14 protein-coding genes are annotated in these 13,845 nt (G+C 43.6%); 2 read left to right on the top strand and 12 right to left on the bottom strand.

Annotated features, from left to right (window positions below; translation table 11 throughout):
• Positions 1–6 precede the first annotated feature (6 nt).
• From L6I86_RS27190 to L6I86_RS27165, 6 genes are all read right to left on the bottom strand, one after another.
• On the bottom strand, positions 7–576 hold the full coding sequence (locus tag L6I86_RS27190) for an HAD family hydrolase (RefSeq protein WP_236291533.1): 570 nt from the start codon (positions 574–576) through the stop codon (positions 7–9).
• Positions 569–1,585, bottom strand: a complete 1,017-nt coding sequence (locus L6I86_RS27185; protein ID WP_236291532.1) for an ABC transporter ATP-binding protein — start codon at positions 1,583–1,585, stop codon at positions 569–571. Before L6I86_RS27185 ends, L6I86_RS27190 begins: the two co-directional genes overlap by 8 nt.
• Entirely contained in the window at positions 1,578–2,633 is a 1,056-nt protein-coding gene (locus L6I86_RS27180; RefSeq protein WP_276574901.1) for an ABC transporter ATP-binding protein, read from the bottom strand. Before L6I86_RS27180 ends, L6I86_RS27185 begins: the two co-directional genes overlap by 8 nt.
• 23 nt (positions 2,634–2,656) lie before the next feature.
• Positions 2,657–3,802, bottom strand: coding sequence for an ABC transporter permease (locus tag L6I86_RS27175; RefSeq protein ID WP_236291531.1), 1,146 nt, complete (start codon positions 3,800–3,802; stop codon positions 2,657–2,659).
• 3 nt (positions 3,803–3,805) lie between these two features.
• Positions 3,806–4,804 (bottom strand): ABC transporter permease, encoded by a 999-nt coding sequence (locus L6I86_RS27170; protein WP_056622946.1) that lies wholly within the window; start codon positions 4,802–4,804, stop codon positions 3,806–3,808.
• A 90-nt stretch (positions 4,805–4,894) separates the two neighbouring features.
• A complete protein-coding gene (locus L6I86_RS27165) occupies positions 4,895–6,856 on the bottom strand; it encodes an ABC transporter substrate-binding protein (RefSeq protein ID WP_236291530.1) in 1,962 nt (653 codons plus the stop codon).
• 425 nt (positions 6,857–7,281) lie between these two features.
• On the opposite strand from L6I86_RS27165, the gene L6I86_RS27160 reads away from it, so the two are divergent.
• Positions 7,282–7,875 (top strand): TetR/AcrR family transcriptional regulator, encoded by a 594-nt coding sequence (locus L6I86_RS27160; protein ID WP_236291529.1) that lies wholly within the window; start codon positions 7,282–7,284, stop codon positions 7,873–7,875.
• A 22-nt stretch (positions 7,876–7,897) separates the two neighbouring features.
• On the opposite strand, the gene L6I86_RS27155 is transcribed toward L6I86_RS27160, so the two are convergent.
• From L6I86_RS27155 to L6I86_RS27145, 3 genes are all read right to left on the bottom strand, one after another.
• Positions 7,898–8,917, bottom strand: coding sequence for a DJ-1/PfpI family protein (locus tag L6I86_RS27155; protein ID WP_236291671.1), 1,020 nt, complete (start codon positions 8,915–8,917; stop codon positions 7,898–7,900).
• 10 nt (positions 8,918–8,927) lie between these two features.
• The gene (locus L6I86_RS27150; RefSeq protein WP_236291528.1) at positions 8,928–9,542 is read right to left on the bottom strand and encodes a DUF2306 domain-containing protein; all 615 of its coding nucleotides are present in this window, start codon (positions 9,540–9,542) and stop codon (positions 8,928–8,930) included.
• A gap of 188 nt (positions 9,543–9,730) precedes the next feature.
• Complete coding sequence (locus tag L6I86_RS27145) at positions 9,731–10,573, bottom strand: RMD1 family protein (protein ID WP_236291527.1); 843 nt, start codon at positions 10,571–10,573, stop codon at positions 9,731–9,733.
• Positions 10,574–10,774: 201 nt separating this feature from the next.
• On the opposite strand from L6I86_RS27145, the gene L6I86_RS27140 reads away from it, so the two are divergent.
• Positions 10,775–11,065: a hypothetical protein gene (locus L6I86_RS27140; RefSeq protein ID WP_236291526.1), complete on the top strand. Its 291-nt coding sequence runs from the start codon at positions 10,775–10,777 to the stop codon at positions 11,063–11,065.
• A gap of 22 nt (positions 11,066–11,087) precedes the next feature.
• On the opposite strand, the gene L6I86_RS27135 is transcribed toward L6I86_RS27140, so the two are convergent.
• The 3 genes from L6I86_RS27135 to L6I86_RS27125 form a co-directional block, all read right to left on the bottom strand.
• Positions 11,088–11,267 carry an aspartyl-phosphate phosphatase Spo0E family protein gene (locus L6I86_RS27135; protein ID WP_056622930.1) on the bottom strand — a complete coding sequence of 60 codons (180 nt, stop codon included), beginning with the start codon at positions 11,265–11,267 and terminating at the stop codon, positions 11,088–11,090.
• Between the two features lie 379 nt (positions 11,268–11,646).
• Entirely contained in the window at positions 11,647–12,609 is a 963-nt protein-coding gene (locus L6I86_RS27130; protein WP_236291525.1) for an AraC family transcriptional regulator, read from the bottom strand.
• A 33-nt stretch (positions 12,610–12,642) separates the two neighbouring features.
• Complete coding sequence (locus tag L6I86_RS27125) at positions 12,643–13,806, bottom strand: glycosyltransferase WbsX family protein (RefSeq protein ID WP_236291524.1); 1,164 nt, start codon at positions 13,804–13,806, stop codon at positions 12,643–12,645.
• Between the last annotated feature and the right edge of the window lie 39 nt (positions 13,807–13,845).

The raw sequence follows: 13,845 nt of genomic DNA, 5'->3' as shown, positions 1-13,845 counted from the left end.
ATCCGTTTATTCCAATTGTGCATTAAGCTTCTCAACCAAGTCAATTAAATCTACCGGATTGCTAATGGTATAGGCAGGTCTTTGACTTTCGTCTTCATGCACCTTCGGGTATCTTGACGTCCAACTCAAGAAGATGCTCGTAATCCCCATTTGATTAGCACCTTTCACGTCTCGGCTTAGATTGTTACCCACCATGACGATTCTTGAACAGTCCTGCTCCGTGAGTTCTAACGCGCCCATCGCGGCTTTAAACATACGAGGACTTGGTTTCGAGTCCTTAATCGTTTCGGAATAAATCATCGTGGTAAAATAATCATACAAGCCATGATCCGTTAGCATATTTTTGAACGATTGCGCTCTCCCGTCAGCTACAAGAGCCAGGATATAGCCACGTTCAGCAAGTGTCCTCACCATCACATCAGCCCCAGGAATCAGATCAGCTTTAATCACAATATCATGCTCATCTCTAATTTCGGTTCCTTCATCAATGATGGTATCTCCGCAGTCCAGGAAAACAATCAGCTTCTTTGCATTGGGATCAATCGGCATATGATCTTTCGTTGTTGGTTTACTCATGTACGACACCTCTTAAGTTTAATTGATCAGCATAATGACAAGCTGCGTAATGTTTGTTGCCTAGATCCTGCAGCTTCGGTTCTTCTTTCACACATTTGTCGGTCTTATACATGCACCTAGGATGGAAATGACACCCGCTCGGAGGATTGGCCGGATTCGGTACTTCACCTTCTAGAATGATACGTTCCTTCTTATAATCCGGGTCAGGCTCAGGTACGGCCGATAGAAGCGCCTCTGTGTAGGGATGCTTAGGTGATTGAAATAGTGAATCCACAGGTGCTAACTCGACAATCCGCCCCAAGTGCATGACCGCTACACGGTCAGAAATATTTTGAACGATAGATAAATCATGCGAGATGAAAATATATGTAATCTGAAGCTGCTTCTGCAGATCCTTCAACAGATTAATAATTTGCGCTTTAATGGAAACATCCAACGCTGACACCGCTTCATCGCAGACGATGAGTCTAGGGTTGGAAATGAGTGCCCGCGCAATGGCAATACGCTGTCTTTGCCCTCCGGAGAAGGCATGCGGATAACGCTTCAGGTAGCTGACATTCAATCCCGTTTTCTCAGCGATTAAGGTCACTTTTTCATCCAGTTCTGCTTTCGTTAGCTTAAAGTTGGCAAGCAGCGGCTCCGAAATAATGTCATACACACTCATTCTCGGGCTTAGTGAGGAATACGGATCCTGAAAGATCATCTGAATATCTTTTCTGAATTTCTTGAATTCCTTCCCGCGAAGGCCTAGAAAATCAACTTGCTCCTCGCCTTCCGTATGGTAGATCACTTCCCCTGAGGAAGCATTCATTCCCCTCACGATACAGCGGCCTAGCGTTGTTTTCCCACAGCCTGATTCACCGACGATACTTAGCGTTTCTCCCTCCATGAGTTCGAAAGAAACATCGTTCAACACACGAACGGATGAAGGCCTAGCAAACAGTTTGTTTTTGTCTTTTACTTCAAAGTTTTTGATTAGATGGTTTACTTTCAAAATAGGTTTAGACATAGGTACGCTCCTCACCTTCCTTCGTGTAAAGGAAACATCTAACCATATGGTTATCGGATATCCGCGTTTTGGGAACCGCTTGTTTGTTGCATACCCCTTCAATCCGATCTTTGCATCGGTCATAGAAACCGCACATCGGAGGCATATCGATCGGCATCGGAACGGTACCTTCAATCGATTCTAACCGTTTATTTCGGTTGCCAGCTAACTTAGGCATGGAATTGAGCAAGCCTTTGGTATAGGGGTGTTTGGGATTTTTGAAAATTTCGCCTACCGTCGATTGCTCAACAATCTTCCCTAAATACATAACAGCTACTTCATCGCACATCTCAGCAATGATGCCTAAATCATGCGTGACAAGCAAGATCGCCATGCCAAACTCTTTTTGAAGTCCCTTCATCAGCTCCATCACTTGGGCTTGAATCGTTACATCGAGCGCAGTCGTGGGCTCATCGGCGATTAACAATTCCGGATTACAGGATAAGGCCATGGAGATCATCGCCCGCTGACGCATACCACCCGAGAATTCATGCGGGTACTGGTCAAATCTTTTCACTTCATCCGAAATGCCCACTTTGCTTAACATTTCAAGCGCAATTTTTTTCGCTTCTTTTTTATCCTTGGTACGGTGGATGAGGATCGATTCCATGATCTGATTGCCAATCGTATACATCGGTGAAAATGCCGTCATCGGCTCTTGAAAAATCATCGCAATTTTCCGGCCGCGAATGGATCGAATTTGTTTACCCTTTGTATCAAGCGATAACAAATTTAATTCATGTAACTCCTTCTCCGACGTGGAGTGATACACAATCTTACCGGAAGTTTCGCACTCTTTCGGATTAATGCTGATAATAGCTCTGCTGGTTAAGCTTTTCCCACAGCCAGACTCGCCAACCAGTCCAAGTGTTTTCCCTTTTTTTATATCAAAATCAACGCCATCTACGGCCCTCATTTCCCCATTATCCATCTGAATACGAATCTTGAGGTCTTGCACGGACAGTAAGGGTAGTTCGGATTGTGAATCAATAACAGCTTTTAATGTCATGACATTCCCCGCCTTACCTTAGTTTATTTCTTGTATGGATCGGCTGCATCACGCAAACCGTCGCCTAGAAAGTTAAACGTTAATACGGTAACAATGACAAATCCGAGCGGAATTAGCTTCCATGGATACAAAGCAATGTTCTCAATTTGCTGTGCTTCCTGAAGGAGTACACCCCAGCTGGTCGCAGGAGATCGTATGCCAAGTCCTAGAAAGCTCATCGCTGTCTCCCCCAGAATCATACCTGGGATGGCAAGTGTCGTCGCCACAACCAAATAGGAGATAAATCCAGGCAAAAGATGCTTTATGATAATTTTAGCGTCGCTAACACCTGCTATTTTAGCTGCTAAAACATATTCTTCATTCTTTAATGATATAAACTTTCCTCTCGCAACCCGGGCTAAATCCGTCCAACCGATGAATGCAAAGATGATGACGATATACAGATACATGGTCACGACGGGAACGCGGGCTGGTATGGCAGCTGATAAGGCCATCCATAAAGGAAGCGTTGGAAAGGAACGAATGATTTCAATGAACCGCTGAATAACGGAGTCAATCCATCCACCGAAATAACCGGATATGCCTCCGATAAACAAGCCTAAGACGAAGCTTATAAACACGCCAATGAGCGGGATACTTAATGAAATTTGACTGCCCAGAACAACACGCGACAATAAGTCTCTGCCCATGCCATCTGTACCAAAAAGAAAGATACGACCGGGCTCATCTACACCAAATAGGTGAGTTTTCGTTGGAACCAAGCCTAGAAATTTGTAGCTTTCCCCTTTTACCAAGAAACGCAGCGGATGACGAACACTCTCGTCCTGCACAAACATTTTCCGCAGTGTAACAGGATCTCTGCCTGATTTGAGTTCATTGACAAATGGTCTCATATGAAAATGGCCTTCCGCATCCTTGAAGCTCAATTTCGTAGGGGGCGCATTGACATATTTACTGTCGTAGCTTTGTAATCCATAAGGCGCAATGAACTGAGCAAAGATCGCAGCTAAGTAGAATAAGCCTAAAATAATTAAACTGACACGAGCTAATTTATGTTTTTTCAACCTGCGATAGATAAGACGCCACTGTGAGCTGTAGTAGACATCGTTGTTCTTAGGACGCTTGAATCTGGTCGATATTTGATTTCCTATTGATGTTATTGGTTTCATAGGTCACACACCTCTGAATGCCGTGCGAATTTTGGGATCAAGCCATGCCAACAAGATATCCGAAATTAATGTTCCCACAACCGTTAACACGGCCATAAATAATAACCACGTGCCTGCCAGATACATATCCTGAGCTAATAATGCGTTGTACATGACTGGACCTTGAATCGGCAAATTCAGAACAATCGCTGTAATCGTTGAACCTGTAAAAATGGACGTTAAGGACCATCCAAGGGTACTTACGATCGGGTTGAGCGCAGCGCGCGTCGGGTATTTCAGTAATATTTTCGTTTCTGATAAGCCTTTGGACCGTGCCGTCACCACATTCGGCTTATTCAATTCGTCCAGCATTTGCCCTCTCATAACTCGAATGAGTTCTGCTGTATTCGCTAAACCAATGACAATAACAGGGATAATCATATGTTTCAGCAAGTCAAGAATTTTGCCCATCGACCATGCCGCACTTGCGTATTCACTCGAAAACAAACCTAACAATGGATCACCAAAATACACGTAGGACAGATACATGAGAATGATCGCCATTAAAAAGTGAGGTGTAGCCATGCCAAGGAAACCAAATGCTGAGAAAATGTAATCACCGATGGAATATTGCTTTACAGCACAGTAAATCCCGATCGGAATGGCCACCGCGTACGTAAATACCATCGTCGCCAGAGAAACGATTAGGGTTAACGCCATAAATTGCGATATCACGCTCAATACAGGCTTGTTATAGCTAAATGAATAGCCAAAGTTAAAATCGGTGAAAATGTTTTTCATCCAATCCAGATATTGAATAAACCAATGTTGATCCAATTTTAAGGCAGCTCTCATTTCAGCAATATCTGCTTGTGTCATGACTTCACCCGCTGCAGACATCTTCGCCGCATACGATGAAACATAGTCACCAGGAGGTAACTGAATGATATAGAAGACGATTACGGATATAACAAAAACGACGGGTATGACCATAATGATTCTTCTTAAAATATATTGGAGCATCTAGATCCTGTCCTCTCCGGTTAATTCGATGTTCCTCTTGAAACGTATACTGGGGAAATTAACTTTCCCCAGTATCTCGTTAACAATGATCTATTGTTTAATAAAGAATTGAGACGGATGTCCATGGCCTAAACTGCGGAATTCATCCGCATAAATTAAATTCTTAGGCACGTTACCGATCTTGTTAGATGCAACAATCAGCTTAGGTGTTGGACCTGCATAACCAATCAGCCATTGATTCTTTTGATTGAGTTTAATGATTTCATTGCTCCACTTCGTAATATCTTCCTTCGTTGTCGAGGATTTAACTTTATTCCAGTAATCCAAAATCAACGCAATGTCGCCTTCCGGCTTAACGCCGTCTTTCCCATTGGATGAAGTGTACAAGCCATAATTTCCAAGCCATGGTGTCAATACGCGCAGCGGTACAAGTGTATCCGGTCTAAACGCTACATTGACGAGCGAAATATTTTCTGTCGTTGCTGGGATCTTATTCGCGTATTTGAGATCATTATGCGTACCGGCATCTACAACCTTGATATCTACCTTGATACCCACTTTTTCATAATATTTTTTGACTAATTCCAAGAAAGTTGCTGTATTCGTTGTGTTCTCAATAACCGTAATCGTTAGATCAGATCCGTCAGCGTTCAAACGGAAATTGTTTTTATCACGTTTCGTCAAACCGATTTCATCCAGAAGTTGATTCGCTCGTGCCGGATCAAATTTACTCCATTGATCGGCCCAGCCCTTTTGATAGCCAACCAAGCCTTCCGGAACGGAAGCTTGTTGAGGAGCTCCTAAGCCGTTAGTTACAATTTCTGAAATTTCTTTGCGGTCGACCGCAACAGAAACAGCTTCTCTAAATTTAATGTCTTGGAAAAGCTTACGCAGATTAGGATCACCTATAGTCTGATTGAATTGAAGACCCGCACTCGACCATGCTGCTTGCGTCCAAGGCGTGACAGTGAACGCTGCTTTCTTCTCATTTTCTTTCAATACAGTAAAATCTTTAAAATCAAAATCAAGCAGATTATAATCGCCAGCTAATGCGCCAAGAACTCTTTGTGCTGGATCCTGCACTTTGGTTGCTACGAGACGGTCCATATAAGGCAGTTGATTGCCTTCGCTATCCACTTTCCAATAGTAAGGATTACGCTCCATAATAAATTGATCACTATTCGGATCGTTTTTAGCTACCCAAGGTCTTAAGTTTGGGATCTGAGGATTAATCCAATCGTAATAGCCTGTTGCTACCAAGAAAGATTTCACATCGGCAAAACCCCATTGCTTCGCAATTTCAAGCGCCTTCGCATCACCTACAAACTCAGGTAAGATCGTTTTTTGGAAATGTGCCGGTGCAAAGAACCATTTGTTATCAATGGCAACACGCTCTAGAAATAGCACGCTAGGATATTTATGAGTAATTTTAAACGTATAATCATCCACTTTCGTCACTGTTGCCAATGCCTTTTCTCCGGATACAGGATCGATGGAGTAGTAAGCATCATAAATCTTTTTACCGAATGTTTCTTTCGTTAGCATATGTTCCCAATAGAACAGGACATCATCTGCAGTAAAAGGCATACCATCTGACCATTTCATTCCTTTTCTCAAATGGATCGTGAATTCCGTTGAGTCTTTATTCACTTCAAAGCTTTTGGCAACGTTAGGCTCAACTGTACTTCCATCCTTATTAAAACGGAAGAGCGACTCCTCGGTTGGTGCACCAACCGTCCAGCGATCATTGGGTCCTGCCCAAGGCATTTTCCAGTCTCCGCCGTACTTACCGATCTCATCCGTTACCTTTTCGACCATAATATCTTCCTTAACAGGCAACCGATCTGTGACTGGCTTAAGCGATCCTGCAGTAACAAGCTTAGCTAACATCGGGGCTTCCTTGAATCCGCTTATCTTTGTAGCCGCTGATGCAACTGGACCTGTTGTTTCTTTCACTGCCGAGCTTGCTTTTGGTTCACTCTCACTCTCACATGCCGCAAAAACAACTGCAAATACCAACATCATCCCAATAAACAAACCACTTCTTTTCAAGCCAATCCCCTCCATAATGTTAAACTTGTTCATCCTTATGGCCTTATCGCTTAAATTGGAAATCGGTACCTTTCACCTCCAAGGCAGAATATCCTTAAACCGGTTTAATAAGATTATAAATTTTTTTGACCTGTATGTAGTTAAACCGTTTTAATGAAATGTAAGCGCTTTATACAAGCTATGCGGGTACTCTTCCTAAGATGTTAACTTTCCTATTCCGCTTTGTTAAACCGGTTTAATACAATTGATTGTAAGCGTTTGCTTTTTGCTTATTTGTATCTTACATCGGATTTGGATCGTTTGCAACCGTTTTTTTGGAAGAATGTGGGGTGTCACTGTGGGAACGGCGAAAGGGTAATCAGGTGCGTTGCGATGTGTTATAATTGAGCTAAAATGGTCAGATTGGTTAGAGAGGAATTATCCCCATGCGCAAAGGTGAACAAACGAAACTCCGCATCATTGAGAAATCGGCTGTTCTATTTAATGATAAAGGGTACACAGGCACGACGATGCAAGATATTATGGACGCGACTGGCTTAACTAAAGGAGCGATCTATCGCACTTTCACCAGCAAAGACGACATTGCGATTGAAGCTTTCCAATACGCTGGACAAGTCTTATGGCAGCATTTCTCCGCTGCCATCGAACTTCAGGACACGGCGATCGGTAAAATTATAGCCATGTGCGATGTGTACCGGGATACCGTCCATAACCCTCCGATTCAAGGTGGATGCCCCTTCTTAAATACAGCGGTCGAAAGCGACCACTCATTTCCTGTTCTTCGAGATCATGCTGTAGGGGCTTACACGCAAATGTTGGGATTCATTCAATCCTTACTGGCTCAAGGGGTGAGTACCGGAGAATTTCAACCGGAGATCGAGTTAGAATCTGTGGCTTCTTTTATTTTTTCAAGCATTGAAGGTGCCATCATGGCCAGCAGGCTAACGCGTGACAACCGTCATGTCGCTTATGCTATGCAACATATTGAACGGCTGCTCATGACCTACAAGGCTCATTAGCAGCCGTTTTCTCTGCGCTTGTTCAGTGCACTCGTCTGCCCGTAACCTTCGATGATGGCAGCATCCCTGCTTTGGCAGTTCCACTCATAACGTCACCTTGCACCGTTACCTCGAACTTCAAATTCAGTCTCATCGGCTTCTTCACCTTCTGCATCCATGTCATTTGACGACCATCCCAGGTAGGATTAAGGAGTTCATCAACCTCATCACCTTGTGTTGCTGTCCCCCGAATGGATCCGTCCTTCATGGAAATATGCAGCATGACGGACATTTTACCAATAGGCGTTGCGATCGTCGTTTGCCACGTGCCTTCTATCGTCGAATCTCCATTGGTAGTCTCAGCAACGAAAGGGATTAGCAGATCTTCGCTGGATGCATCTGAACTCGCTGCGAAGTTAATCGGCACCATGCCTTGTGCACGCCACACCGTCCCCCGCCGTTCATACTCAAATAATTTCTCTACAGCAGATGCGATTTGGGGCCCTACTTCACGCTCCACCAAGTACAGGGCTACATCAAGTCCTGATGTCACACCTCCCCCGCTTACCAACCGATGTCCATCCTCAACGACTCTGGCTTCAATCGGAATTGCACCTGTGGCTCCTAAGGCAGACATCCCCAAATGATTCGTGACCGCATAACGCCCCTCCAACAAGTCCCCCATGGCAAGCACCAATGAACCTCCGCACACCGTCGCAACCGTGATATGCTCATTCTCCAAAGCTCGTTTCATCAACGATGTTAAATCAGACTCCATGGCCAACCTCAGAATGCTAGGAACAGCATCTTCGGAATCTCCCTCTGGCTTGCCTGAACCTCCCGGAACAAGAATAATACCTGAGCGGCTCGGATCTAATGCGGCTTGTGCTTCGATCGCAGGTCCTTTCATGCCGCTCGGTACTGAGCGTTTCCCTTCAGCTGACACTAGTTCCACCGTCATGGCTCCACCCGCATACATCGCCGCTGCAGCGAAAACTTCGTATGGAGCTAACGCGTCCATGAGATCGTATCCATCAAATAATACGACTTGAACGTGCATAATAGTCCCTCCTTCAGATTATTGTCGTGCTAGGTTTTCTAAAAACAGTTCGAATAACGATCTCAGCAGCCAGCATGAGACAGATAATCGATCCGTACACGGCTATGGTGTAGCTGGTTATATATGCAAGACCAATCCCATCGTGGAGCAGCGCAGTTATGGTATGAATCGTGAGATTCGTAAACACGAAAGCATAACTCCTCGTCATCCACTTGCGATGTGGATTGACCTGTTTTTTCTTGATCTTTACGATTGCGACGATGGTCATAACCAGCCACACAATATTCATCAAGTTAAACCCCATGCTGCTGGCTTTCCCACCTGTCGCATATGGCGCCATATATCCGGAAGTGACGTCAACGATGACCACGGAGATCAAGTAGAAATACCCGTTCATACGGTGGAATTTACGATACTTTTTTAGGATAACTGTAGAGAAATTAGCAGCCCCCGATAGCATAGCCATACATGCGAAAATGACGTGTACATTCATCACTTTCAGCCAAACTTCCGTATGTAAAGCTCGTTTAAGCGCTTCTTTATGGCCCAGAAATGCGGTTGCTTGCGGATCATGAACAAAGTTGGCGTACAAGACATACACGATAAATAGAAAAGTAATTAATAACATGAATAAGTAAGCTTTTTTACTAGTGGACATACCTTCATCCTTTCAAAAGAGGAGCTTTTAATTAAAAAAACCGAACCGTACGGTCTTTTTTTATTATATATCAAAGCCTATCCTTTTTCCTATTGAATTGTTACAAAAATAGGAAAAAGCAAAAAAGCGACCTCCTCCTAGAAGGGGCCGCTTTTTGGTTAATGTGAGGGAATCCAACCTAAGATTTGCAAGATCGTTAATACCACTTCAATAACAATAAGAATCACAACAATCCATTCAACGAACAGGCCTCGGATGGAGTGACTAATGTTTGAAAAACCTTCCAAAATGTGATACAAAATGTCCGTTTTGCTTTTAAGAATGGTGAACCGATCGCTCAACTCAAAAAATTCGATCATCTCATCGTAAAAATGGCCCGCAGAGCTGTTTGACCAAGTCAAATCAGGTTTATCCAATATCATGATATACGCAAGGGTGTTATATTCATGACGAACAATTTGAGCTGTCGTTCTTGCCAATTCTTTGTTGCCTACACGAAGCTTCCCTTTTTCAAGTCTATCGATCATTATTTCGAGACTATCATGAATTTTCCCAAGCTGTTCCTCAATCTTTTCAAGTGCAACTGATTTTGCAAGGACTGTCGAGATTAACTCCGGGTAATAGGGCTCAAATTCAGTGACAACGACATACTTGTCAGTCAATTCCATCTTATCGATTTGCTCGGTGTGCAGACTGTAATTTTCGGTGTATTTCTCTGCATGTTGAAGATCGATATCTGGTTCAAATGTCTGAATAAACTTCAAGAAGCTAGCTATTTCTCCCTTGTCTACGTGATTAACAAAGACAACGCTTCCGAAAGAAAACACAAACACTTGTTGTAAGCCAGCTATATCCTTATGGAGAATCTTAGAGAGAATGTCACCTCTTAAACTTAAAGGCTGTTCCCATGTGAATTTTTTGGGTATCCCGCAATAGGCGGCAATTTTGTTCAAATCGATTTCATTCGTTATGGCCAAAGCTTTAAAGGTTATATCCTTCATCGTCACCACTCATCTGTCTGAAACAGTTTTACTCCTATTTTGGACAGAAAAAGTGTTCTTCAATCCTCGCTCGTTGATACCATGGGTAGCCATGCTAATTTCTCTTGTAGTACAAGATAGAAAAGTATACACTTTTCTTTGGATGATAGTTTTCCTTGGTGTTTGATAAAATGAACGAGACTATGGGGAGGCAACATAACGATGGCACATACAGCCGAAATTAAAAGAGTACAATCTTTGCTCCGCCATGCACAGCAACTATCTGGCGCTAGCAACCAAGCTGATGAAAGAATTAAGAGCTTGAGCAGCAGATTAGAAGCGCTTCAACAACTTGCGGGTGAGCATGAAGCTCCTAGCGAGACAGAAAGCGGCAGCTCTGAGGTAGAAGTAAGTGAAGAGACGAATGAAGTGAATGAAGAAGTGAATGAAGAAGCGAATGATGAAGTCGCTGTAGCCGAAGAACAACCCGCTCCAGATCCACAAAATGAGTAGCTCATCGTTATGAATGCCATAGTTAACTAATTAATTTTAATTTTGCTTTTTTGAGGATAAGCTTCTGGTATAGCACAATGTATCTATCTAACAACTGACTAACGGATACGACTTTCTCATGTGTTAGGCTACCATTGATCGCAGCTTGATTGATCATTTCGAATCGCAAGCTGTCAATTTTCTGCTGAAGTTTGGATTCCATCGTATCCATCTCCGTTCTAGTTATAAGGATGAGTTACTTTGCCTATATCTGTATAGTAAATGAAGACTATTAGATTACTATTAGAAATTGTTTGTGAGAGTGTTAGTTTATTACGTTAACTACCAGCACTCCTTCTGGTTCAAAAAGAAGAGGCCAACCTTAAGTAGTTTGTCACTACTTGAGGTTGGTCTCTTCTCTTGCAATTACGACTCTTACGTTCGCTTATACAGCGAACGAAACTTTAGTTTGTAGGACTTTTATGGGGACAAGCGAATAAGGTAACACCTGTACAAGGCAGATCCCCGCTGGCGGCGCGTAAGTCGATTTTTTCGACTTGCGAGGGCGTATTAGAAACATCTTCAGCAGATGTCCATTACCTCTACGTCGAATTCGTTGAATTCCGCGTAGTTGACACTCCTTTGCGTCCCGTCAAGGACTCCAAGTAATGCTTTGGTGAAATGCCCTCGATCTTTTTAAATAATTTGCTAAAATGATGAATGTTGTCATACCCCACCATGACACTGATTTCTCCAACTGAATAGTTGGTGGTCGTTAGCAGTTCCTTCGCTTTATCCATGCGGATTTGAATCAAATATTCTAGCGGAGCTTTACCCGTCGCCTCCTTGAAAAGCGTACGGAAATAATTCAGCGATAAACCGAAATCACTGGCCATCTGCCGATAATCCGGCGGATCCTTGTATTGATTTTTCATAATCTGAATGGCCCCTGCGATCGTCTCGCGATACTTATGCCGTTTGCCGACCCCGTCGTTCGTCGCAATATCCTTCACTACGGCCTCCAACAATTGCAGAAGCAGAATCCGCAGCCTTAAGTGATAGCCATACTGCTTCGATACGAAGGCGGCATGCAGATCTTTTAATGTATTGGCTATGAAAATAGGATCGCTTGGCTGCATATGATCAGGGAATGAAATTTCATTGAGCACAACATGAGGCCGGTGGGTTAACTCTTCTTCCCAAGGAATGCTATCCATATTCTGATAATCTAGATTCACATAAACATCCTCAGGTGAAAAATCATAATTGTGCCCCATGTAGACGAGATCAAAGTGCACAGCGATGTAATTGCAGTATTGTCCTTGCGATACAAAGAAGGAATTTTGCACGAAAGGGGGGATGATGCACAGATCCCCCGCATTCAGCACAAAGGAACGATCGTTAATTCGGTAGTTCCCTGAGCCTCCAATCATGAAAATCATTTCGTAATCATAAATAATGCGTGGAGGCACCTTGGCAGCATAAAGCTCCTTATGCTCAAACTCATGCACATACCTGACATAGGGGGCCAAATTTAGAAAATCGACTTGCCTTATGTTACTCATAGGTTCTCCCTCCTAGCGAGGAATAGGATAATATTATCCAACCTCAGTTTGAGATCCTTCCATGCGTTTAACACCAAATACATCGCGAATCGCTTCCAAGTATTTCATCCCATAACGGGTGTCTGGTTCCAGATAGCTTCCCTCTGTCCATTCATTCCATGAATTAATCGTTAAAATACTAGGCCTGGTAACACCTTTATCCAGGAAGGTTTTCGCTTCCCAAAGTGCCTTCTCGAACTGCTGCGGTGTATTGCCCACCAAGATAGGTGTGTAAGGATAACCAACACAATCGTACACATCTGTCTGAACCGTACGCGGGCTGGAATCCCACCCCATCGAAACGTTTGGAAAGTACGGAAGCTCGTATTCATTCGTAAACCGTTCAAAATCTTTCATCGATAATTCGCGATACAAGGAATAGTCCGACATCGGAAAGTGTGGAATAGCGTTGTGATGAATCCAGACATACGAGGTGATGCTGTCAAAACCAAGATCCTCCAGCACTTTGTTCACATCTTCAATGGCTTTCTCGCCAGGCAGGTTCTGCACCCCCCAGACGATCGCATTCAGATGCAGTTCACCAAGCCCAGCATTACGTACACGAGTACGGAAATCCACTAAAACACGCTTCGTCTCCTCGTAACTTCCGCCCAATCCTTCAATTAGGTTCATTAACTCATAGATGGAAAAATACAACCCGCCATCCACCCGCCAATAATTCGGTTGATGAAAATAATGCGTAATCATGTAATCGGTTGCCGCGATGAACTGCTCCTCCGTCACTTTCCCGCTTGCCGCCAAATTATTGCGGAAGTTGCGCGGTGCAGGCTGAATATCATACCAATCATGGTTTGCCCACATCAGCGAAAATTTCAATTCCTGGCTATTCACTGCATTTAGGAACCCGCGCTCCAACGCACCGTGTAGGAAGGGACCATTCTCATACCAGTACCAGTCGAATATAAACGAAGAGATGCCATGATCGGCAGCCGCTTGAATTTTTTTGGCCATAATCGCTGGATCTGATTCATCCTCATAACCCCACATTGGAATTTTGGGTTGATCGTGCCCTTGGAATCGTGGTCTTGCCGCTTTAACCAATTCCCACTCCGTCCAACCTTGACCATGCCATTGCTCGCTTAGTGGATCGGGGTGATAATTGGGAAAATAGTAAACAGCTACCTCGGTTTGTTTCATAAAAATTCTCCTTCTCCGATATGAATGTAGGAGGCTTCG

This window comes from Paenibacillus allorhizoplanae (assembly GCF_927798215.1).
Classification (GTDB): Bacteria; Bacillota; Bacilli; order Paenibacillales; family NBRC-103111; genus Paenibacillus_E; species Paenibacillus_E allorhizoplanae.
Note: the sequence above shows the minus strand (reverse complement) of the source record. Positions and strands in the feature narration are given on the sequence as shown.

Excerpts from the sequence above, each read along its gene's own strand:
- L6I86_RS27130 (WP_236291525.1), bottom strand. The coding sequence starts at position 12,609 with ATGAGTAACATAAGGCAAGTCGATTTTCTAAATTTGGCCCCCTATGTC.
- L6I86_RS27180 (WP_276574901.1), bottom strand. The coding sequence starts at position 2,633 with ATGACATTAAAAGCTGTTATTGATTCACAATCCGAACTACCCTTACTG.
- L6I86_RS27160 (WP_236291529.1), top strand. The coding sequence starts at position 7,282 with ATGCGCAAAGGTGAACAAACGAAACTCCGCATCATTGAGAAATCGGCT.
- L6I86_RS27190 (WP_236291533.1), bottom strand. The coding sequence starts at position 576 with ATGAGTAAACCAACAACGAAAGATCATATGCCGATTGATCCCAATGCA.
- L6I86_RS27185 (WP_236291532.1), bottom strand. The coding sequence starts at position 1,585 with ATGTCTAAACCTATTTTGAAAGTAAACCATCTAATCAAAAACTTTGAA.
- L6I86_RS27140 (WP_236291526.1), top strand. The coding sequence starts at position 10,775 with ATGGCACATACAGCCGAAATTAAAAGAGTACAATCTTTGCTCCGCCAT.
- L6I86_RS27175 (WP_236291531.1), bottom strand. The coding sequence starts at position 3,802 with ATGAAACCAATAACATCAATAGGAAATCAAATATCGACCAGATTCAAG.
- L6I86_RS27170 (WP_056622946.1), bottom strand. The coding sequence starts at position 4,804 with ATGCTCCAATATATTTTAAGAAGAATCATTATGGTCATACCCGTCGTT.
- L6I86_RS27145 (WP_236291527.1), bottom strand. The coding sequence starts at position 10,573 with ATGAAGGATATAACCTTTAAAGCTTTGGCCATAACGAATGAAATCGAT.
- L6I86_RS27150 (WP_236291528.1), bottom strand. The coding sequence starts at position 9,542 with ATGTTATTAATTACTTTTCTATTTATCGTGTATGTCTTGTACGCCAAC.
- L6I86_RS27135 (WP_056622930.1), bottom strand. The coding sequence starts at position 11,267 with ATGGAATCCAAACTTCAGCAGAAAATTGACAGCTTGCGATTCGAAATG.
- L6I86_RS27125 (WP_236291524.1), bottom strand. The coding sequence starts at position 13,806 with ATGAAACAAACCGAGGTAGCTGTTTACTATTTTCCCAATTATCACCCC.